The organism is Pontibacter ummariensis (assembly GCF_900188175.1).
Classification (GTDB): Bacteria; Bacteroidota; Bacteroidia; order Cytophagales; family Hymenobacteraceae; genus Pontibacter; species Pontibacter ummariensis.
The window spans coordinates 136,235-158,377 of the sequence record NZ_FZOQ01000013.1 but is presented as its reverse complement, the minus strand read 5'-3'; the positions used below and the strand labels follow the sequence as shown (position 1 = coordinate 158,377).

Below are 22,143 nucleotides of genomic sequence, written 5' to 3'. Positions count from 1 at the left end.
GGATCAACCGAAACGGCCCGTAATATAGTTTTGCGTACGGTTGTCCTTCGGGCTTGTGAACATGGTCTTTGTTTTGGCATATTCCACCAGTTCTCCCATATAAAAGAAAGCTGTGCTGTCGCTCACACGGCCTGCCTGCTGCATGTTGTGCGTCACGATTACGATGGTATAATCGTTCTTCAGCTCGTAGATCAGCTCCTCTACCTTCGCCGTGGAGATAGGGTCCAGGGCAGAGGCCGGTTCATCCATCAAAAGCACCGACGGAGAGATAGCCAGTGCGCGGGCAATACACAGGCGCTGCTGCTGACCGCCAGAAAGCGCCAGCGCCGACTTGTGCAGTTTGTCCTTTACCTCATCCCACAGGGCAGCCCGCTTCAGCGAGGTCTCCGCGGCCTCTTCCAGCACCGACTTCTTTTTAATACCCTGTATCTTCAGGCCATAGACCACGTTTTCGTAAATGCTCTTCGGGAAAGGGTTGGGCTTCTGGAACACCATGCCTACCTCTTTGCGCAGTTCGTCTACCCGCACGTTTTTCTGGTAAATGTCCTGGCCGCCTATCAGGATTTGCCCCTCTACTCTAAACCCCTCAATGTAGTCGTTCATGCGGTTAAAGGTGCGCAGGAACGTGGATTTACCGCAGCCAGAGGGACCGATGAAGGCAGTAACTGCCTTCTCCTCCATGTCAATGTTGATATTCTTAAGGGCGTGGAAGTCGCCGTAGTATGCGTTGAGGTCTATCGCCTCCAGTTTACTTGCTGTTTTGCTCATGGGTGTTTTTACCACTTAACTTTTTTCTGCTGCCTGTTACGCAGGTATACGGCAATGCCGTTCAGCAGGAAGGTAATGACTAATAGTACGATAATAGCCGCGGCGGCATTGGTCAGGAACTCCTCCTGTGGCCGGGAGGTCCAGTTAAAGATTTGGATCGGCAGTACTGTAAATTCATCAAACGGCGAGGACGGTGTAAACGGTACGTACGCCAGGGCGCCGATCACGATCAGGGGAGCGGCTTCGCCCACTGCCCTTGACAGAGCCAGGATAATGCCTGTTAGAATTCCCCCGAAGGAAGCCGGTAACACCTGATTCCAGATGGTTTGCCACTTGGAGGCGCCAAGCGCATAAGAACCATCCCGCACACTGCGCGGTACAGCTTTAACCGCCTCCCGGGTTGTTACGATGATGATAGGCAGGATCAGCAGCGACAGGGTAAGGGCACCCGCCAGCAGGCTGCCACCCAGGTTCATCTGACGCACGAAGATCTCCAGGCCCAGCAAGCCGTAGATGATAGACGGTACCCCCGCCAGGTTCGCGATGTTTATTTCTATAAAGTTGTTCAACCTGTTCTTGCGGCCATATTCCTCCAGGTACACACCGGCTGCAACGCCAAGCGGAAACGCAATGAGGGTTGTTAGCACCAGAATCCAGAGCGTGCCTACCCAGGCCGTGAGTATCCCCGCGCGACTGGCCCTGCGTGAGGGCAGGTTCGTCAGGAAGTCCCAATCGATACGCGTGATGCCTTCCACAATAATGTCGATCAGGAAAACGGCCAGCACTACCAGTCCTATGAAGGTACAAAAGATACCGAAAACCTGAAAGGCTTTGTCTTTAAGCCTGTTGATGTCGGAGTTAGTCATATTTTTCCTGGTATTTCTTTTTGATCCAGAAGCTGAGGTTATTCAGCGCGAATGTGAAGACGAAAAGCGTGATACCCGCCGCGAAGATGGTCTTGTACTCCAGTGAGCCCTGCGGCACGTCTCCTAAGCTTACCTGTACAATGTACGTGGTGATGGTTTCGATGGGCACCAAAGGGTTCAGCGTGAGGCGGGGTTGCTGACCGGCGGCGATGGCCACGATCATGGTTTCGCCCACAGCCCTGGAAATGGCCAGGATCACTGACACCACAATGCCGGAGGAGGCAGCCGGCACCATCACGCCAAATGAGGTTTGTAAGCGGGTAGAGCCCATCCCGTAAGCGGCTTCCCGTAAGGAGCGTGGTACCGAACTGATGGCATCCTCACTCAGGGAGGAGATCATCGGGATGATCATTATACCCATCACAATACCTGCCGACAAGGCGTTGAAACCAGCCAGGGAAGGGATCAGGGTTTGCAGGAAAGGAGTAACGACGGTTAAGGCAAAGAAGCCATACACTACCGTTGGGATTGTCGCCAGCACTTCCAGCATGGGCTTTACAATTTGCTTCATGCGGGCATGGGCATACTCATTCAGGTAAACAGCAATGGTTAAGCCCAGGGGGAGTGCAACGGCAATGGCGATGGCTGTTGTCAGGAGGGTGCCTGCCACCAAGGGTAGAATGCCAAACTCCTTCTCGGCAAAAAGGGGAGTCCATTCATCCTCTGTCAGGAACTCTGCGAGCGACACTACCTGAAAGAAACTGATAGACTCGGATAGGAGCACCCAAATAATGCCGGCTGTGATGAGAATTGTGATTACGGCGGATAACCACAATAAGCCCTCGATAATTTTCTCTGATACTCTCAAGGTGCTGTTTATTTATAGGCGCAGGAGCGACGGCAGCTTTGGGCGCCATCGCTCCTGCGCATTATTGATCTGAATCTTACTTTTGAGCCTGTGGGGCGCTTGTACCTTTCGCAAACTGCTCAAACTTCTGTTTTTGCTCTTGGTACATTTCGGCTGGCATTGGGATGTAACCCACCTCCTGGCTCAGGGTAGGGGCGTTATCCAGGTAAAAGTTAACAAACTCTACTACCTCCGGGCGCGCTGAGGCCTTGGAGTTCACATAGATGAACAGCGGACGGGATAGCGGGGCGTAAGTTCCGTCTTTCACGGTCTCCAATGTTGGCAGGATAGCGCCTTGTCCGTTGCTGTCGTTCTGGTCATCTACAGGCACCACCTTCAGCTTGTCCTGGTTCTCCTCATAATAAGCGTAGCCAAAGAAGCCCAGTGCGTTAGGATCTGTTGATACGCCCTGTACCAGTACGTTGTCGTCTTCGCTGGCAGTATAGTCGCCGCGGCTGGCGCCACTCTCGCCTACGATCGCCTCTGTAAAGTAATCATAGGTGCCAGACTCTACACCAGGTCCGTACAGATGAATCTCTCTGTCAGGCCACTCCGGGCGGATCTGGTTCCATCTGGTGATGGTGCCCTGTGCGGCAGGCTCCCAGATTTTTTTCAGCTCTTCCAGGGTTATGTCTTTCACCCAGTCGTTCTCCGGATTCACTACTACTGTAAGTCCGTCATAAGCTACAGGCAGCTCTACATAGGAAATGCCGTTTGCCTGCGCCAGGCTGTCTTCTGAAGGCTTTATCTGGCGGGAGGCATCCACCACATCAATGTCGCCGCGCGTAAATTTCTTAAAGCCACCGCCGGTGCCAGACACACCCACTGTTACCCGCACATCCGGAGCCTCTGCACGAAACTCTTCGGCTACAGCCTCAGTGATAGGATACACGGTAGAAGAACCGTCTATTTGTATGTTGCCTGCTAATTCGCCTTCGGCACCTTCGTTGTTACCGCCACAGGCGCTGAACATCAAGGCACCGCCTAACAATACAGCGGCGTTTAATTTTGAATAGTTAAGCCTAAAGTTTAACATACAAGATGATGTTTTTTGGTTGAAAATGTTTTGTGTGAATGGCTTTAAACTTGTTCGGGACCTGGTTTACAGCTGATATACTAGAATGTTTATCAAGTAGTTATTTGTTGTGTCTGTAGTCCCCTTCAGTCCTTGTTATTGGGTGATTTGCCAGTGCAAAGTTGGGTACAACTTGGCACACTTTACACTGGCCATTGTTAAGTTATTGTTAAGCTTTTATTAAGCTTATAGGGCAATCTCTAACTGCCACCTGTACATGTAGATGTTTTCCAGCCCGGGTTGATCCTGTAGCGTAATGTCGCTTTGTACCTTCAGGCTGTGGCCCACAATGTACTTCGATACACCCAGTGTGTATTGCTCTTGTGGGCGCAGGCCTGTCTCTTCTGTGGGATTATAGGTGGTGTAGCGGGCTGCTACTTCCCAGTCTGTATCGAACAGGTACCCCCCCTGAATGTTAAAAGCACTACCTGTTACAAAAGTCTCTTCCACAATGCCTTCATCTGTTCTCAGGACCACTGGCCCTTCCGGTGCGGTACTGTTTGCATACTCTGCCATGGCCGAGAAGCCTCTGTACTTAAACATGGCGTCTGCAAAGAAGGTGCGCAGGTCGCGCTGCTCACTCAGGAAGTCTCCCAGCTGCCCCCTGGAGCGGGCGGCATCCTCATTATAATCAAAGGCGGCGGCAATGGCTAACTTAGGAGTCTCTTCGCGGTAAACGTCGCTGCCAACATAGGCACCGTCTCCCTCAAACTCCCCGAAAGGAAAGATTTCAAGTTTGGCTGTATAGTCATAGCCGCCATAGTTGTTCACAGCAATGTTACGCCCTTCACCTGTCGAGACGGAGGCTACCTCCCGGAAGATCACCTCGCCAATGCGATGTTCGTGGTGGAGTTGTACCCCTGCATCACGGTCTATGTTGAAGCGTCCGTTAAGAAGGCTCCGGTCCACAAACTGCATTTTCTGCGAGGAGATGATGCGCTCACGGTTACCGGGTAGTTTTGTCTGCCCTACCCACAGTTCCCAACGGGGGGCAAAGTGCCATTTTGCGACCGCGTCCAGCACGATGTTATTGGCAAAGTCAAACTGGGGAAGCAGGTCGCTGCCAATGTCATTGTTACTCAGGCCCAGCTCAATTTTATACTCCAGGTTAGGCGTATAAACAAAACCCTCAAACTTGAGGCGTGCCCTGCGGATCAGGAAGCGGTCGTCCCACTCTTCTGCTATGGGGTCTGTCACGCCCTGGTAGAGTGTTTGGAAGCGGGTACTGAACTTTAAGCTGAAAGAGGAGTCGGCGGCCATGAACTGAAGGCCCTTGCCAAATCTGGAGTTGTTGATGCTTTGTCCGGAAACGCTAACGCTCCACAGTATAGTTGTTAAAAATATAAATACGGTTCCTGTTAGTTTGCGGTAATTCACTTGTTTTAGGTTTTATGAAATGGTTTACTTGTTATTGGATGTCGTGCAATGTTAGAAGAGCGTGAGCACAAGTTTTCTGCACCCTAATGCTCCGGCTCTTTCTTAGAAGTTAAACTGGGCCTGCAGTCTTAGTCTGCTGCCCGACTGCCTGTTGTTAAGGTTTGCTGCGTTTCGGGTCGTGCGGCTGGCAATGCTGTAGTCTGCCACCAACTCAAAGTTCTTGAATGGCTGCCACTCGGTACCAACCTCGGTTTCCTGTACCAGATGGCTTGTCGCGTCGCGCTCATGCTTTTTGCCGCCTTCATAGTACTGCACTTTGGCGAAAGGTATCAGCACCTGGTTGCCAACTGTCTTTCTGTACATAACTTGGGCATAGCCGCCGTGTAAGGGCTTAACTTTTATAGAGGAGGTCTTCGGGTCAAACTCAGGGCCCTCGCCCACGTTGTACTCTGCCTGGAAACCGAGCGGCTGGGGATACACTGTTAAACTGCCTGCCACACGGCGGTCTGTAAACCCTTCCTTCAATAATTCTTCGGAGGCTACTGTTACGCCTGATGAGATTTGGTCTGGTGTTACCACGTACTTGCCAGAGTAAGCCTGGACACCTGGCTCAATAAACTGCCCATTGGGTAACTTGAACGGGTAAGCCAATCTGGCGGCAGTGTGCAGTTGGTCGTTCGCGTCTGGTTTGTTAGAGGTCTGGCCATTGAATAGGCCAACACCCAATACCCCATAGTCGCCACTGCCCTTTAGGCCGGAGCTGGTCAGTTCCTCGAAGCGCGTTCTTATTTCGGCTGGTGCCCAGTAGAACATCAGCCCCAAGTCACGCTCATTCGCGAAAGCACTGTTAATGGCATCGCTACGGTCCAGAGCCAAGCGATTACTGCTGGATTGCATGTTCTCAAAGCCGTAGGGAATCTTACTTTGCCCAACCCGTATCCGGAACTCCTTATTAGCGTCTAAAGCCAGGTCGAAGTAAGCATCGCGCAGCTGCACAAAGTTTAAGGCAGAGCCGCCAGGCGAGGAGGCAAAGTCAGGCTGTATATAGATAAAGAGCCGCTCGTGCACATTGCCGCTGAAGACGATGCGAGCACGTCTGATAAAGAAACCGTTTCCTGCGCCCAAAGACTTGTCGCACTGGTCACACTTCAATAAAGGGTTTGTTTCTAGCAGGCGGTTGTACCGTACCTGCGCGTAGCCCCGGATAGAGATGCTCTTGTACCAGGGCGTTTTAGCTGGTGTAGCTTCAGGTGGTGGGGTATAAGCTATATAAATAGTATCGGTACGTGGAGTAACGCTACTGTTTGTGATGGTCTCGGTTACAGGTACTGCGGCGGCAGCACTTTCAGTCTCAGGCGTCTGGCCTGAAACCTTGTTTGCCAGAAAACCGGCAGACAGGAAAAGAACAATAGCTCTTCCTAAAGCTTTCTTCACTTCTTTACTGATTAAGGTGAGATTTAATCAATTTCGGTTTACCTGTCTCTATAGCTATAGTGCCGAGGAGTTAATCCGGCCTGCATCAGGAAAGCGGCAGTTAGTCAGACTGCACTTGCTTTCGCTGCTGTAGCGCAATACAAAATAACGGCGCTACTGTTACTGCTTTATTATCGCAATGTTATGCTAATGTTAAGAAATACAAAGCGCCCTGCACGTGCTCAGTAACTGTAAGTTGCTGTGAGCCAATATTGTTTGTATTAGGCGTCTGCACCTGGCGGGAAAAACTCACAGAAAAACAGGCCGGATTAACATTGGGTTAAAACAACGGTAAAGCCTGGGTAACATTCAGGTAAAAGTGACTTAACAAATATCCCGGATACTTAACGGTATCATAACCCCACCTTAAAAATGGCTTAAAGTAGCCACTCTACCTTTGTTGCAGAAATCAAAGGAAACATGGGCTATGCATTGAGTGTCAGATCTTTTTCGCTAAAGGATGGCAGGCCTTCACAGGTTTCGCTCTTAAAGAAGTCACTAATTACTAAACTGGAGAATTCATGAAAGTAACGAGTAAGTTTTTGATCGCGCTGTTGCTGACAAGCTCAGTGTGCACCTTTACATCATGCAACGACGATGATGAAAAAGTTGAACCAGGCATAGAGGAGCCGCAAGGCCAGGAGATTGTTGTAACAGAAAGCGCGCAGGGAACAGGCACAGTGACCTGGACGGCAAACAACACTTACATTCTGGATGGTTTTGTGTTTGTGAACGACGGCCAAACGCTCACCATTGAGCCCGGTACCGTTATCAAGGGCAAGCCAGGCGAAGGGGAGAACGCAAGTGCTTTAATCGTGGCGCGTGGCGGTAAGATCATTGCCGAAGGCACCGCTGAGAAGCCGATCATCTTTACTGCACTGCAGGATGATGTTACCAAAGTGGATGACATGCCGCTTGACGCCAACGGCCTTTGGGGTGGTGTGATTGTCCTGGGTAAGGCGACGATCAACAAAGCTGGCGGGCAGGGCGCTATCGAGGGTATCCCGGCAGAAGAGGCGAGAGGTGTATACGGAGGCACGAATGATGCTGACAACTCCGGTGTTTTAAAGTATGTGTCTATCCGCCATGGCGGTACACTGATTGGTGCCGGTAACGAGATCAACGGCCTGACGCTCGGTGGCGTTGGCTCTGGCACTACCATCGATTACATAGAGGTGTTCTCGAACCAGGACGACGGCATTGAGTGGTTTGGTGGTACGGTAAACACCAAGCACCTGGTGTCTGCCTTCAACAACGACGACATGTTTGACTACGACCAGGGCTGGAGAGGAAACAACCAGTTCTGGTTCGGTATCTACAACGAAGGTGCCGGTGGAACTGGCGGTGAGTTCGACGGTGGTTCTAAGCCGGATGACGCTACACCGTTCTCGATCCCTACCATCGCGAACGCTACGATTATCGGTGGAATGAACCTGGATGGCCAAAATGCGGTGATGCTGGTGGACAACGCGGGTGGCAAGATCTACAACAGCATCTTCGCTGATTTTGCAGGAGGCCTGGTGGTAGAAGACCTGGATGATGCCAGTGTTGGCGACAGCCGTCAGCGACTGGAGACAGGTGACCTGGTATTCAAAAGCAACATCTTCTCTAACGTTGCAGACAACACTTTCGCGGGAATCACCGCAGTTGCCCCTAACCAAGGCTATCTGTTAGAGCACCTGAATGCGAATAACAACCGAGTTACAGCAGACCCTGTTCTGGCAAGCATCAGTAGACGCAACAACAAAACGCTGAGCCCACTGGCAGCTTCTGGTAGCGCAGCGCTTTCTGGTGCCACTGCACTGGAGGGTAGCTTCTTTACAAACGTCAACTACATTGGGGCTTTCGACAGCTCGAACAACTGGATGAAAGGCTGGACTTACCTGGATCAGCTTGGTTATCTCAAATAACAATAAGCCGGAGCCTGGGTACCCCGACTAAGGTGCCAGGCTCCGGCTTTCTTTTCCTGGATTTTCTCACCCAATCTATATTAAGATTATGTTACGAAAAATTACGAGCTTGATAAGCTTATTAAGCCTTACTGTATCTGTTGCTTTTGCACAAAGCGGCACCATCAGGGGGCAACTCACAAGTAGCGAGACTGGCGAAGAGCTAATAGGGGCTACCGTAGTGATAAAAGGGACGTCCAACGGCACAGCCACTGATTTGGACGGGAAGTTTAACCTGACAAACATTAAGCCGGGTACTTACGAAGTACAGGCCTCCTACATCTCCTATGAGCCCAAAACGGTAACAGGGGTTGTAGTAAAAGAAAACGAAGTAACAGTCCTGAACATTCCGTTGGGGGCTGCTACCACAAAACTGAAAGAGGTGGTGATTGAGGGCAGAGCCATTAAGAGTTCTGAAAACAACCTGCGCAACACCCAGAAAAAAGCGGCCGTGGTGATGGACGGCGTTTCGGCCGAACAGTTCTCCAGAAGCGGCGACAGTGATGCAGCCGCAGCCCTTACCCGCGTCACGGGTATTTCGCTGGAAGGCAGCAAGTACGTGTATGTGCGCGGCCTGGGCGACCGGTACGTAAAGACCTCCCTTAACGGAGCTGAAGTTCCCGGCCTTGACCCTAACCGGAACACCGTGCAGATGGACCTCTTCCCGTCTAACCTGCTGGATAACCTGACCGTTTCCAAGACATTTACCCCCGACATGCCGGGTAGCTTCTCCGGCGGCTTTGTGAACATTACGACCAAGGACTTCCCGGACCGGTTTACCATGCAGTTCTCTACTTCTGTTGGCTATAACGACCAGGCCTCCCTGAACGGCAAGTTCCTTAGCTCAAACAAAGGAGAGCTGGACTGGCTGGGTTTTGACAACGGCACCCGCGCTGTGCCAGATGAAGTAAATTATACAGTTCCCTTTGCTAGCTTTACAAACAAGCAGGATGCTGAGCGCATAGACGAGGCCACAAAGGCCTTTAACACAGAGATGGGGCCTGTCAGAAGAACAGCACCTCTTAACCACTCACATTCTTTCTCCTTAGGTAACCAGACAGAGGTGTTTGGCCGCCAGTTAGGCTATGTGGTAGGCCTGTCTTATCAGCGGAACTACTCTTATTACGACAACGGTACCTTCGGCCTGTGGGAACTTAACAGCGTGGGCGCCGAAGGCCTGAACAACAACAGTTTGTTTGAGGATGAAAGAGGGGTTGAGGAGGTGTCCTTAGGCTTTCTGGCTAACTTCGCCTATAAGCTAAACAGTAACAACAAAGTATCCCTGAACCTGATCAGAAACCAGAGCGGTAACAACTCCAGCCGCTTCCTGTTTGGTACTTTCCCTGCTACCTCAGGGGTATATGACGACCGGGCCATCTTCCAGTCCCGGGCCCTACACTACACGCAGCGCGCCCTGTCCAGCGCCCAGCTGAAAGGCGAGCACGTACTACCGGGCTTTAAAAACAGTAAGATAGACTGGCTAACCTCGTTTACCCTGTCGCAGCAGGATGAACCAGACCTCCGGTTCTTTGCCAACGATTACTATGTTAATGGTACCGACACTACTTACCGCATACAGCCTGCGGCCTATACCTTGCCGGCACGTTTCTTCAGAAACCTGGATGAAACGAACCTGGACGTGAAAGTGAACATAGAAACACCTTTTACGATCTGGAACGGCCTGGAGGCGAAAACAAAGTTCGGGGCGGCAGCCCTTGTGAAAGACCGAAAGTTCAGAGAGAACATTTACCGCTATAGATTTAACGATGGCTATGGCTACAACGGCAGCATTGAGAACTTCTTCGCTCCTGCAAACCTTGGTGTCGTAGCACGTCCGAGTGACGCTGAAAGCGGAGGTATTTATCGCTATGGCGTTTACCTGCAGGATGGCTCCCAGCGCACCAACAATTATGATGGCGAGGAGGCTATCTACGCAGGCTACGGCATGATCGACCTTCCCTTATCAGAGAAACTGCGCCTGGTAACTGGGGCGCGTGTTGAAGTAACGGACATCTTTGTGGAGAGCTTTAACAAGTCGCTGGAGCCGGGTGAACTTAACCAGATAGACCTTTTGCCTTCTGTTAATGCTACCTACAGCCTGACAGAAAAAATGAACCTGCGGGCAGGTTACTCCAGAACACTGGCAAGGCCAAACTTCCGGGAGATTGCCCCTTATACTTCCTTTGACTTTATCGGGGAGCCGGCCTTTACAGGTAACGCTGACCTGGAGCGAACAACCATCGACAACTTTGACGCGCGGTGGGAGTGGTACCCTAGCCTGGGCGAGTTCTTTGGCGTGAGTGCTTTTTACAAGAACTTCCAGAACCCTATTGAGCGCACCATCAATACGCTGGCACAGAACAACGAGATCTTTATTCAGAATGTGGACAACGCCAAAGTGTACGGCTTAGAGTTTGAAGTAAACAAACGATTGTCCTTTATCTCGTCCAGGCTGGATAACTTCATCGTTAGCTCTAACCTGTCCCTGATCAAGTCTGAGGTGAGCATCAAACCGCTGGAACTGGAGCAGATCCGCGCGGTCCGACCAGACGCGGATGACACAAGACCTTTATTTGGCCAGTCGCCTTTTGTGGCAAACGCCAGCCTGACGTATCAAAACGACTTATTAGGATTTGTGGCCACTGCCAACTACAACGTGTTCGGCGACAGAATCTCTGCGATCTCAGTAGGCGGTACGCCCAACATCTACGAGCGCTCCAGGCCAATCGCCAGCCTGGTGGTATCCAAGCGCCTGGGTGACTCCTTTACAGCAAAAGTGTCTGCGGACAACATCTTTAACCCTGATTTTGTGAATAGCCACGAGTACAACGGGCAAGAGTATATCTACTCGTCCTACAAGCAGGGCAGAACATTTGTAGTAGGAATAACCTACCTGGTGAACTAACACAATTACTGATTGCACATGTATGGGTGAGAAACAACGTGTCAATCAGGAATAGAGTGGCCTAGTCTCCCACTCTATGAAGCCCGCCGCTAGGCGGGCTTTTTTATTTCAGTCATCTTCTAAGAAGCGCTATTACAACAACGTTTCCCTATGCATATGGCAATCCCTTCTGAAGTTACGATGCCTTTACCTACTCGCTAAGTATTTTTCGTTGTAAAGTGACTGTTAAGAGAGCTAAGCAAAGGCGCTTATATCTTAATGTTCCCATATTATTGTCATAACATCCAGGTAAACCTGCCGCTATAGCTTTGCCAGCAAATAAACAAGCAAAGTTATGAGTTTGAAAAGTTCTACTGTTTTAAGAAAACACTTGGGGGCAACCGTTTTGCTGCTGCTGATCTGCTGCTATAGTGCCTTGGCACAGGCCCAGACAGTCAGCGGGAGGGTGTCCGACAGTAAAGGTACGCCACTACCCGGCGTTACGGTGCTGTTAAAAGGTACTGCTACAGGCACAGCCACTGACATGGATGGCTCTTATAGTCTCCGGAGCCCCAGGGCCCTTAGTACGCAGGACGTGCTCGTGTTCAGCTTTATAGGTTTCAAAACAACGGAAGTAGCTTACATTGGCAACACAACCATCAATATAAAGCTGCAGGAAGACGACAAGCTGCTGAATGAAGTCGTAGTGACGGCACTGGGCATAGAGCGTGAGCAGAAGGCCCTTGGCTATGCCACGCAAACCGTTAGTAGCGAGAGCCTGAACGATGCCCGCTCCAACAACTTCGCGCAGGCTCTGTCGGGCAAGGTGGCCGGACTAAGCCTGATCTCGCCTGGCTCGGGGCCAGTTAACTCCACAAGGATCTCCCTGAGAGGTGATAACTCCCTGAATCCGGATGGTAACAATGCCCTGATCGTGTTGGACGGGGTGCCGATGAGCAGCGAGATGACGAGCTCTGGCGTGAACAGCGCCTACGGAGCAGGCTCCGGCAACGATGTACCCATAGATTTTGGTAACGGCATTGCCGACATCAACACGGACGACATAGAAAGCATCACCGTACTAAAAGGGCCCAGCGCCGCAGCACTTTATGGCAGCCGGGCAGCAAACGGCGCCTTGATCATCACCACGAAGTCTGGCGCCCGCAAGCAGAAAGGCCTGGGGGTAACGGTTAACACCAACGTCAGCTTCAACGATGTGCTCCGGTGGCCTGATTTCCAGCATGAGTATGGGCAGGGGACGGAAAACCTGAACAAGGAAGGAAAGCCTTACTACTCTTACCGGCCCTCAGCAGATGGTGCCAATACCGGCAGTACCAGTAGCGCCTATGGGCCTAAGTTCGACGGGCAGTACTATTACCAGTACGATCCCACCCTGGAAGGGCAGTCGGTGGAGCGACAGCTGTGGAGACCTTACAAAGACAACGTGAAAGGCTTTTTTAGAACAGGGTCTACCATCACGAACAGCGTGGCTGTAGAAGGAGGGAACGAAAAGGGCTCGGCCCGTGCTTCTATCACCCATTCCAAAAACGAGTGGATTATGCCTAACACAGGTTTTGAGCGCATGACTGCTGCCCTTAGCCTGAACTACAAGGCCTCCGATAAACTAAGACTGAACTCGAAGGTTAACTTCACGCACAAGAAAAGTGATAACCTGCCGGCCACAGGCTACAACAACCAGTCGATCTCCTACTTCATCATTTTCCAGAATCCGAACGTGGACTTGGCCTGGTATGAGCCGCGATGGAAGAAAGGGCAGGAGCAGGTTGATCAGATACACCCTTTCAGCTCTTACATCGACAATCCTTTTGTGATTGCCTACGAGATGATCAATGCCCTGAATAACTACTCCACCATTGGCAACATCGCGGCCACCTATGAGTTCTCGCCAAAACTCGACCTGATGGTGCGCTCAGGCGTTGATCTAAGCAGCGAGGACAGGGAGCAGCGCCGCCCCTTCAGCACGGCCAACTTCCAGTACGGCTATTACAAAGAGCAGAACATTTTTGACTACGAGGTGAATACGGATGCCTTGCTGACTTACAAAGACAAGATCGGAAGCGACATCGACGTAAGGGCCTCCGTTGGGGGCAACACGATGAACCGCAAGTACAGGGGCACCAACGGGGTGGTAGATGGCCTGGTGATTCCGGGAGTGTTCAAACTCTCCAACGGTATCAGCACCCCTATGATGACGACATTGCACAAGAACAAGAAGGTGAACAGCCTTTACGCCCTGGCCTCTTTTTCTTACCAGGACAAGATCTTTGTGGACGTGACGGGCCGTAACGACTGGTCCAGCACACTGCCGGTGCAGAACAACTCCTTCTTCTACCCGTCTGTCAGCTCCAGTTTTATCTTAACTGACCTGCTGACCTTACCGAGACAAGTATCCTTTGCCAAGCTGAGGCTGTCGGCGGCGCAGGTAGGTAATGATACAGACCCCTACAAAACCAGGAAATACTACGGGCAGAGCGATTTTGCCGGCTCGGGCGCTGTGCCGACCACCCTGCACAACGTGGACTTTAAGCCGGAAATTACCACCAGCTATGAAGCAGGCTTAGAATACATGTTGCTCGGTGGCCGCATCGGGATGGACGTGACCCTGTACAGAAGCTTTACAAAGAACCAGATTCTGGACGTGCCGCTCGACCCTACCACGGGTTACAGCAGGGCCGTGATGAACGCCGGAAAAGTACGCAACCAGGGGGTAGAGCTGGTGCTGAACGCACAGCCTGTTGACAACCCCTTCTTTAAGTGGAAGTCTACCCTTATCTGGTCTAAAAACGACAACAAGGTGCTGGAGCTGGCCGATGGAATGGAGGATGAGCAGATCATCGCCTCTGGCGGTCAGGCCACCATTATTGCGAAAGTAGGCGGCACGACCGGCGATATCTATGGCTATGGCTTTGTCAGGAGCCCCGACGGGCAGATCGTGTATGACAAGGCGGGCCTGCCTGCCTACCCGGACAAGACCCAGTACATTGGCAATGCCTATGCCGACTGGAAAGGGGGCTTTTCAAACGAGCTGTCCTATAAAAACTTCCGGTTTAGTTTCCTGTTGGATGGCCAGTACGGCGGCATCGTTTACTCCCAGACACACCACAAGATGTCGGAGCAGGGCAAGCTGAAGCACACCCTGAAAGGCCGTGAGGAAGGATACATCATTGGCGAAGGCGTGGTAGATAACGGCGACGGCACTTACTCACCCAACACGACCAAAGTTAGCCCCATGGAGTACTACAAGCGCTACTACCGCCGCGCCAACGTGGAGTCTAACTCGTTCGACGCTTCTTATCTGAAGCTGCGCGAAGTGCGCCTGGAGTATAGCCTGCCAAAAGCGCTGCTGTCCAGAACGAAGTTCCTGAATGGTGCCAGCCTGGCCCTCTACGGACGTGACCTGGCGATGCTTACGGACTTTCCGATCTTCGATCCCGAGACAGCGGCCCTGAACGGTTCTACCATTATGCCGGGTGTTGAGATAGGCCAGATGCCTTCCACCAGAACATACGGTGCCAACCTAACCCTTCAATTCTAAACCCATCTTTCACATCCATTACAGAAGTAAAGGAACAGCCGGCAGTACCCGGTGCAGACGGCTGTTCTCCAAATAACAAGACCATGACAAGAAGCATAAAAAAGATATTGGTTTTACTGGTGGCCCTGAGCTGCGTTAGTGTGTCGTGCACAGACGACTTCGAGGAGATTAACCTCGACCCCAACCGGATAGAGAAGATTAGCCCCGGCACGCTGCTCAACCCCATTATTTATGAAATGGCGAGCTTCAATTCTTCCCGAAGCGACGCCTTCACCTTCGAGATCATGCAGGTGGCCCTGCCGTTCCCGAGCCCCTCGGGTGGGGAGCACCGCTACGACATCAGCGACAATGCCGGCAATTCTACCTGGAACACCTATTACCGCTGGCTTACCAATATCAAGGAAATGCAGGCGGCGGCCGTAGCTGCCGAAGACCCGAACTACGAGGCCATCGCCCTGACCCTGAATGCCTGGACCTACTCTCTGCTGACCGACTCTTTTGGCGATGTACCCATGGAGGAGGCAAGCCGCGGTGATGAAGGTATCCTGTACCCCCGGTTTAACACGCAGCAGGAGGTCTACACCAAAATCCTGAGTGACCTTGATCGGGCCAGCGGACTGTTTGACAGCTCCAGAAAGATGAACTATGGCACCGACATCCTCTTTAACAATGACGTGATCGGCTGGCAGCGCTTCTGTAATTCGCTGCGCCTGCGGTTGTTACTACGGGTATCGAAAAGAGCTGAGATGAACGCCAGCACCAGAATGGCCGCGATTATCAATGACCCGGTGAAGTACCCGGTGTTTACCAAAAACGAGGAGGCGGCTATTCTGAAGATATCCGGTATCGCGCCGCTGGTGTCGCCTTGGGGACGTGCTGTTGACTTCAGAACCGGACGCGCTGCCTCAGCCTTCTTTGTCGATAACCTGAACGCGCTGAACGACCCACGCCGGGAGAAGTTCTTCGGGGAGGCCACCTCGATGGATGGAAAGACAAAGTTAGGCTACAAAGGTATCCCGAGCGGCTATGCCGGTAATGATGCCCAGTTTGGCTTTGCCCCGTCTAACATGAACATTGCCCTGGTAACAGCCCCGATGATTTCGGTGATCATGAGCTATGCCGAGGTCGAGTTTATCAAGGCCGAGTTAGCGCAGAAGGGCCTTATCAGTGCGGATGCGAAAACGCACTATGAGAAGGGGGTAAAAGCCGCCATCGAGCAATGGGGAGCGGTGGTGCCCGCCGGATACTTCGAAAACCCGGCTGCTGCTTATGATGGCACACTGGAGCGCATCATGCTACAGAAGTACCTGGGCCTCTACTTCAACGATTATCAGCAGTGGTTTGAGTACCGCCGTACAGGCCTGCCTGTGCTCCCTACCACCGAGGCCATGCTGAACAACAAAGCGGTGCCTGTGCGCTTCCGCTATCCTGCCACGGTGCAGCAGATTAACAGCGCCAACTACCAGAAGGCCGTGGAGGTAATGGGTGGCGACGATATCAACACCAAAGTATGGTGGGAAAAATAACAGTTCCTCTAAATAATACCCTGAGGCGGGCGCTCCTGGTGCCCGCTTCTTGCATCATCCCAACCTTTTAATTAGTATGACCATGTCTCAGAAAAGAAGAACCTTTCTTAAATCACTTGGCCTTGCCGGTGTTGGTGTCACCCTTACGCCTAACCTGCTGCAGGCACAACCTAGGAAACCTGTTAGGGGAAAAGACCTGTCCATCGTTACCCTCTCCGGTAAAGTGCAGGCAAACGGTAAAGGCCTAGCCGGTGTGGCGGTGACCGATGGGTATAATGTGGTGCTGACCGATGCCAGCGGCAGGTATGAACTGGAAAGCAATGCCACAGCCGAGTTTGTGTATATCTCCATACCGCGGGGCTACGACTTCCCGAACGAGCAACGTGTGGCGCGCTTTTACCGGCGCATTAACCCTGACCGTGGCCGCTTTAAGGCTGATTTTACCCTCCAGCCACTCGCGCAGGACGATACCAGGCACAACTTCGTGGTGTGGGCCGACCCGCAGATCATCTCAGAGGCAGATGCAGCAGAACTAAAAACGAAGACAGCCCCGGACCTGAAGCAATTGGTAGGCAGTTACCCGAAGGACACCCTGTTTCACGGGGTGGGCTGCGGTGACCTGGTGTGGGACAAGTTCGAACTGTTCGAGGATTACCAGCAGGCTTTGGCTATTGCGGGTATCCCGTTCTTTCAGGTGATCGGCAACCACGATATGAACCTGGACGCGCGTACGGATGATGGCTCGGCAGAGAAGTTCAAAGAACTGTTTGGCCCCACTTACTACTCTTTTAACCGGGGCGAGATCCACTATGTGGTGCTGGACGACGTTTTCTTTATCGGCACCGCTAAAAAGTACATTGGCTACCTGACGGAGCGCCAGCTGGCATGGCTGGAGCAGGACCTGGCCAACGTAAAGCCGGGTAGTACAGTCGTCGTGAACGTGCATATACCGGTATATACCCACCAACACCGGCGCAACAAGGAGAAGGAAGAACCCATGGGGGGCGTGGTAGCTAACCGCCGGGAACTATACCGTATCCTGAAGCCCTATCAAGCACACATCATGTCGGGGCACACGCACTTTAACGAAAAGGTTTTTGAGGGTGAGAACATCATAGAGCACGTGCACGGCACTGTTTGTGGTGCCTGGTGGACCGGGCCGATCTGTTTTGACGGCACGCCCAGCGGCTATGGCGTGTATGAGGTAAACGGCAGCGACGTACAGTGGTATTATAAGCCCACGGGCTTTGGGAAAGAGCATCAGCTGCGGATTTACCCGGTAGGCGCTGTGCCAGAGAAGCCGGAGCACCTGGCCGTTAACGTCTGGAACTGGGACCAGGCCTGGAAGGTAGAGTGGTTTGAAGACGGCAAGAAAATGGGGGAGATGCAACGGGAAATAGCACTGGACCCGCTGTCGGTGGAGTTGCATGCAGGCACTGCCAAGCCGGCGAAACACAAATGGGTAGAGCCCCAGCTCACAGACCACCTGTTCTTTGCCAAGCCATCAGCCTCGGCTGAGCGCCTTACCGTGCAGGTAACAGATCGGTTTCAGAATATCTTTAAAGAGGAAGTGAGGTTGAAGGACCTGAAGTTAAGCCAGCGATAGCAAAGGTTTTGTCTCTGGGAATTCCATATAGGAGCCCAAGTCTAATAAAAGAGCCCCGGCGCAAGCTGAGGCTCTTTTTATGCAAAGGTGAATTGTCTTTTTCAGTAGCTTTTGGGTTTCACCTTCCTGTAAAATCAGGATAAGTGCGTCAGGGGGAGGGTACGCAGAAAGAGGCCTCGTCTAAAAGATGTAACGGATATCGCACCAAGGGATCACCTCCTGCTGCAGGGCTTTGAACTCGCTGATCCACCTGGCCTTTCGCTGGTACTGGTACCGGACGTTGATGCCGCCAAACTGGCTCTGCTTGGTTTCCTGGATCTTCGGAGCCCAGATCAGCTCTTCTGCCCTCGGGTTAATGGCAAGGTTGGCCTCGTGCTGCCACTGGTTATGCGTGAGAAAGATCACCTCACAGCTCATTTTTTCCTTTAGCTTGGGGTGCACCGCTTCGTTCAACTGCTCAAACAACTCTCTGTAATCCTCCAGCCATCCTCTGTAAACAATAACCGGCGAAAAGTTTACCTGCACGTCGTATCCGGCCTGGTAAAAGTCGTTGATGGCCGCTAAGCGCTTTGCCAGGCTATCTGTTCGCACGTCCACCAGCTTGCTCACCTGCTGGGGTAAAAGACTGAACCTGATGCGCGTCTTTTCCTGCGGGTCGTAGGAGAGCATCTCCTGATTTACAAACTTAGTGGCAAAGGTGGCAAAGGCTTTCGGGTGCTCCCGAAAGAAACCAATTGTTGTCTGTACGCTGTCGGAAAGCGAGGCATCCACAGACACATCAGAGTTACAGCCGATGTCATAGGTATAATACCGGGCATGTGTCTGGTTCGGTATTTTGGGCCAGACTTGTTGCTGCACGTGCTTGTCTACCGCTGCGAGTATTTCCTCAGTGTTGGTAAAAAGGGTAATCGGGTTTACATTCTTGTTCCGGTCTACATAGCAATAGGCGCAGGCCCCGAAGCAACCGTTGGCCAGGCTGGGAGCTATAAAATCTGAGCTGCGGCCGCTTGCCCGGCAGGTAAGGCTTTTTAAGCGACCCAGTACCAATACCTCCGATTTTACCTGGTAGTGGTTGCCCTCTAACAGAGGCAGCCTGTTGTGTTGGGCAATCTCTTGCTGAGCCGCCGCAGGATAGGCATGTAAAACCTTTTGCCCCCGCTCATTCAGGGCATCGGGCGTGTAAAAGACAGTAGTTGGGGCAAATTTATGCATACTCTCTACTAACAGGTAGCCCTCGCCTATGTTTAAGCGCTGAGACAGGCATAAGAGCGGCATGAGGACAGGAGCTAAAAGAATGTTTAAACGTTGGATTATATTGCCTTTTGTTTTAAACATTTTAGCTAAAAAGTTTTTGTTGTTAGTTAAATTCATCAAATTATGAGGTACTAATGTGGAACTTTACCGTAGTAGCGACCTCTTTATGCTTTTAACTGAATGCGAAAACAAGTAGTTGGTATACATTGACTTACAGGTGCGTGCCTGCTAAACCTCCTTCTCTCTGACACGCGGACCATGTCCGCGGGCACCCTGCTTTTTCTGACTCTTATTACTGAATCAATTACTTATGGAAAAAGAGCATTACTCATGCTTGCGAAGGCTCATATTCTTCTTTTTTTGCTTTGTTCCGGTTCTTTCCTATGCGCAGACCGAACAGGATGCCCTTATGATGGGGGAGCGGCAGCTATGCGCGGCTGCAACAATCAGCTACAACAGCTGGACCAACTACTGGGAAGGTACATTTAAACGCGATAATGAGAACATGGGCAGGGTTTCTACCAGATCGGCTGTGCTGATGGTGAACTACGGTATAACCCCTAAGCTGAATGTGCTAGCTGCTGTACCTTATGTTCGGACCCAAGCCAGTGAAGGTACGCTGGCAGGTATGGACGGTGTGCAGGACCTGAGCCTGTTCGTGAAATGGAAGCCTTGGGAGTGGCAGGGCGGTCATGAAACAATTTCGGTGTTCGCCGTTGGTGGTCTTGCTACTCCCTCTAGCAGGTATAACATTGACTTGCTGCCCATGAGCATTGGCCTGGGGAGCAGGGTATTGAGTGGCAGGGTGATCGCCGACGTGCAGGTAAAGCAGTTTACCGCTACGCTATCTGCTGCTTATTTACACCGAAGCAATGTAGAAATTGACCGCACGGCTTACTATACTGACCGGCTGATTAACTCGCGGGAGGTAGACATGCCCAATGCCACCAACTTCCAGTTACGCGCCGGCTACCGGACCCCGCGGCTAATAGCAGAGGCTGTTGTCGATAACATGACAACCCTAGGTGGCTTTGACATCCGCAGGAACGACATGCCCTTTGTAAGCAACCGGATGAACAGCACGAAGGTGGGCGTGGAAGGAAAGTATTACCTGGCTCGCCACCCGGCGCTGGGTTTTCATGCTGGTGCCTGGCACACACTTGCCGGCCGCAACATAGGTCAGGCAACCGGGGGCATGGCGGGGATGAGCTATATTCTGGATTTTACAACCAATACCATTAAAGATTAGGCACATGAAGAAGCACCTTGCCCTTATCCTTTCAGGCTTTTGCCTCTGCCTGCTGGCGTCTTGCGACAAAGACGTTGTAGAAAGCAATGCAGGCTACCCGGCGCTCGATCCCGCTAACATTGATGCGGACGCCGGTAGCTGGGCACCCATGGTTGTTTCTTCTGCCGCTGCGTTTTCGTTGCCTGCTCCCCAGCCAACCAGCAGCGCAGCGTACCAGCAGGAGTTACAAGAGCTTAAAGAACTCCGTTCTTCCTTAACCGAGGAGCAGAAACGCGTCATTAACTACTGGAAAGTAGGCAGTGTGGTGCGGTGGAATGAGATCATGCGTGAGCTAGTGGCCAAGCATAACCTGCCGCCCTACCAGAACCCTGATAATACCTACCCTGTGCCGAGCGCAGCCAATCCTTTTGCCTACCCCACCTTTCCTTTTTCCAATCCGCCTTATGCGGCCCGGGCTTATGCTTATGTGAGTGTGGCGCAGTACGATGCTTTGGTAATGGCGCACTATTTCAAGGAGAAGTATAAGCGGCCGGCTCCTTACCAGGTGGATGCCGCTATCAAACCGGCGGTGCCTGAAAGTGCGCTGGCGGCCTATCCCTCTGAAGACGCAGTAATTGCCGGGGCCTCCCTGGAAATGATGAAGCTGCTGTTTCCCGGGGATGTGGCGTACCTGACAGGGATGGCGGAGGAGGAAAAGAATTACCGCCTGTGGAGTGGGGCCAATGTGCGCAGCGACATCATAGCCGGCGACTCCCTGGGCAGGTGGGCTGCCCGTATGGTGATACAAAGGGCCAAGGCAGACGGTATGGGCGCAGCGGGCGGCAACCAGGAGGTCTGGGCCAGGCTGGAAAATGACTGCAAGGCGAGAGGGGAGACGCCCTGGTATTCGCTGGAGGTACCCAAGCGCCCGCCCATGCTTCCGCTGTTTGGGGAGGTAAAGCCTTTGCTGTTCGATAAGGCTGAGGTGCCGGCCTTGCGTCCTGGCCCTCCCCCCTCGGCTAACTCTGAGCAGATGCGCAAAGAGCTGGAGGAGGTCCTGAGCTATACCAGGAATGCAACCCGCGAGCAGATGCGCATTGTTAACTTTTGGGCTGATGGGGTAGGAACTTATACACCCCCCGGCCACTGGAATGCCATCGCCACGGAATCCTTCGTGAAAAAGCAGTACAGCGAGGTGCGGTGGGCCCGAAACTACGCCTTGTTAAATGCCGCCCTGATGGATGCGGCCATCCTGTGCTGGAACACAAAGTACTATTACTACAATGCCCGGCCCTGTCAGTTAGACCCAAGAATCAAAACGCTGACGGGGGTGCCTAACTTCCCGGCCTATATTTCCGGGCACTCGACCTTTAGTGGAGCAGCAGCCACTACGCTGGGTTACCTCATCCCCGAAAAAGCCGGGGAGTTTCAGAAGATGGCCCAGGAAGCATCTAACTCCCGTTTGTTTGGCGGCATCCATTACCGAGCAGATTGTACGGTAGGCCTGGAGACCGGACAAAAAGTAGGATATTATGCCATTGCCCGTGCCAGAACAGATGGGGCAGATTAACGCCTGGCTTTAAAGGCAACACTTTATACAATCATAATACCTCGTTTCTATTGCCTTAACATGCTGGTAGTAGTTTAGTGGCACATTAGTTATGGCACTAAATG

Annotated in this window: 14 protein-coding genes; 7 read left to right on the top strand and 7 right to left on the bottom strand. The window is 52.2% G+C overall.

Going from position 1 to position 22,143, the window contains the following annotated elements; genetic code table 11:
- Window positions 1–3 precede the first annotated feature (3 nt).
- The 6 genes from pstB to CHB92_RS14805 all read right to left on the bottom strand — a co-directional run bounded on the left by pstB (window position 4) and on the right by CHB92_RS14805 (window position 6,427).
- On the bottom strand, window positions 4–768 hold the full coding sequence (gene pstB, locus CHB92_RS14830; protein ID WP_089320009.1) for a phosphate ABC transporter ATP-binding protein PstB: 765 nt from the start codon (window positions 766–768) through the stop codon (window positions 4–6).
- An 8-nt stretch (window positions 769–776) separates the two neighbouring features.
- A complete protein-coding gene (pstA, locus tag CHB92_RS14825) occupies window positions 777–1,634 on the bottom strand; it encodes a phosphate ABC transporter permease PstA (protein ID WP_089320008.1) in 858 nt (285 codons plus the stop codon).
- Window positions 1,627–2,502, bottom strand: a complete 876-nt coding sequence (gene pstC / locus CHB92_RS14820; protein WP_089320007.1) for a phosphate ABC transporter permease subunit PstC — start codon at window positions 2,500–2,502, stop codon at window positions 1,627–1,629. The genes pstA and pstC overlap by 8 nt, the downstream gene beginning before the upstream one ends.
- A gap of 76 nt (window positions 2,503–2,578) precedes the next feature.
- The gene (locus tag CHB92_RS14815; protein WP_144266319.1) at window positions 2,579–3,577 is read right to left on the bottom strand and encodes a PstS family phosphate ABC transporter substrate-binding protein; all 999 of its coding nucleotides are present in this window, start codon (window positions 3,575–3,577) and stop codon (window positions 2,579–2,581) included.
- A 225-nt stretch (window positions 3,578–3,802) separates the two neighbouring features.
- Window positions 3,803–4,993, bottom strand: a complete 1,191-nt coding sequence (locus CHB92_RS14810; RefSeq protein ID WP_245842601.1) for a porin — start codon at window positions 4,991–4,993, stop codon at window positions 3,803–3,805.
- A gap of 102 nt (window positions 4,994–5,095) precedes the next feature.
- A complete protein-coding gene (locus CHB92_RS14805; protein WP_245842599.1) occupies window positions 5,096–6,427 on the bottom strand; it encodes a porin in 1,332 nt (443 codons plus the stop codon).
- A 560-nt stretch (window positions 6,428–6,987) separates the two neighbouring features.
- Here CHB92_RS14805 and CHB92_RS14800 point away from each other — a divergent pair.
- The 5 genes from CHB92_RS14800 (at window position 6,988) to CHB92_RS14780 (ending at window position 17,987) form a co-directional block, all read left to right on the top strand.
- Entirely contained in the window at window positions 6,988–8,376 is a 1,389-nt protein-coding gene (locus tag CHB92_RS14800) for a hypothetical protein (RefSeq protein WP_089320006.1), read from the top strand.
- A gap of 109 nt (window positions 8,377–8,485) precedes the next feature.
- Window positions 8,486–11,320, top strand: a complete 2,835-nt coding sequence (locus CHB92_RS14795) for a TonB-dependent receptor (RefSeq protein ID WP_179223059.1) — start codon at window positions 8,486–8,488, stop codon at window positions 11,318–11,320.
- Window positions 11,321–11,654: 334 nt separating this feature from the next.
- Window positions 11,655–14,855 carry a SusC/RagA family TonB-linked outer membrane protein gene (locus CHB92_RS14790; protein WP_089320004.1) on the top strand — a complete coding sequence of 1,067 codons (3,201 nt, stop codon included), beginning with the start codon at window positions 11,655–11,657 and terminating at the stop codon, window positions 14,853–14,855.
- Between the two features lie 83 nt (window positions 14,856–14,938).
- Window positions 14,939–16,381 carry a SusD/RagB family nutrient-binding outer membrane lipoprotein gene (locus tag CHB92_RS14785; RefSeq protein ID WP_089320003.1) on the top strand — a complete coding sequence of 481 codons (1,443 nt, stop codon included), beginning with the start codon at window positions 14,939–14,941 and terminating at the stop codon, window positions 16,379–16,381.
- A gap of 82 nt (window positions 16,382–16,463) precedes the next feature.
- Window positions 16,464–17,987: a calcineurin-like phosphoesterase C-terminal domain-containing protein gene (locus tag CHB92_RS14780; RefSeq protein ID WP_089320038.1), complete on the top strand. Its 1,524-nt coding sequence runs from the start codon at window positions 16,464–16,466 to the stop codon at window positions 17,985–17,987.
- A gap of 180 nt (window positions 17,988–18,167) precedes the next feature.
- On the opposite strand, the gene CHB92_RS14775 is transcribed toward CHB92_RS14780, so the two are convergent.
- Window positions 18,168–19,262, bottom strand: a complete 1,095-nt coding sequence (locus tag CHB92_RS14775; RefSeq protein WP_317044181.1) for a spore photoproduct lyase family protein — start codon at window positions 19,260–19,262, stop codon at window positions 18,168–18,170.
- 289 nt (window positions 19,263–19,551) lie between these two features.
- Here CHB92_RS14775 and CHB92_RS14770 point away from each other — a divergent pair, with 289 nt between their 5' ends.
- Complete coding sequence (locus tag CHB92_RS14770; RefSeq protein ID WP_106219127.1) at window positions 19,552–20,490, top strand: hypothetical protein; 939 nt, start codon at window positions 19,552–19,554, stop codon at window positions 20,488–20,490.
- A gap of 4 nt (window positions 20,491–20,494) precedes the next feature.
- Entirely contained in the window at window positions 20,495–22,039 is a 1,545-nt protein-coding gene (locus tag CHB92_RS14765) for a phosphatase PAP2 family protein (protein WP_089320001.1), read from the top strand.
- Window positions 22,040–22,143 lie beyond the last annotated feature (104 nt).

Excerpts from the sequence above, each read along its gene's own strand:
- pstB (WP_089320009.1), bottom strand. The coding sequence starts at position 768 with ATGAGCAAAACAGCAAGTAAACTGGAGGCGATAGACCTCAACGCATAC.
- pstA (WP_089320008.1), bottom strand. The coding sequence starts at position 1,634 with ATGACTAACTCCGACATCAACAGGCTTAAAGACAAAGCCTTTCAGGTT.
- CHB92_RS14815 (WP_144266319.1), bottom strand. The coding sequence starts at position 3,577 with ATGTTAAACTTTAGGCTTAACTATTCAAAATTAAACGCCGCTGTATTG.
- CHB92_RS14800 (WP_089320006.1), top strand. The coding sequence starts at position 6,988 with ATGAAAGTAACGAGTAAGTTTTTGATCGCGCTGTTGCTGACAAGCTCA.
- CHB92_RS14790 (WP_089320004.1), top strand. The coding sequence starts at position 11,655 with ATGAGTTTGAAAAGTTCTACTGTTTTAAGAAAACACTTGGGGGCAACC.
- CHB92_RS14785 (WP_089320003.1), top strand. The coding sequence starts at position 14,939 with ATGACAAGAAGCATAAAAAAGATATTGGTTTTACTGGTGGCCCTGAGC.
- CHB92_RS14780 (WP_089320038.1), top strand. The coding sequence starts at position 16,464 with ATGTCTCAGAAAAGAAGAACCTTTCTTAAATCACTTGGCCTTGCCGGT.
- CHB92_RS14775 (WP_317044181.1), bottom strand. The coding sequence starts at position 19,262 with ATGCCGCTCTTATGCCTGTCTCAGCGCTTAAACATAGGCGAGGGCTAC.
- CHB92_RS14770 (WP_106219127.1), top strand. The coding sequence starts at position 19,552 with ATGGAAAAAGAGCATTACTCATGCTTGCGAAGGCTCATATTCTTCTTT.
- CHB92_RS14765 (WP_089320001.1), top strand. The coding sequence starts at position 20,495 with ATGAAGAAGCACCTTGCCCTTATCCTTTCAGGCTTTTGCCTCTGCCTG.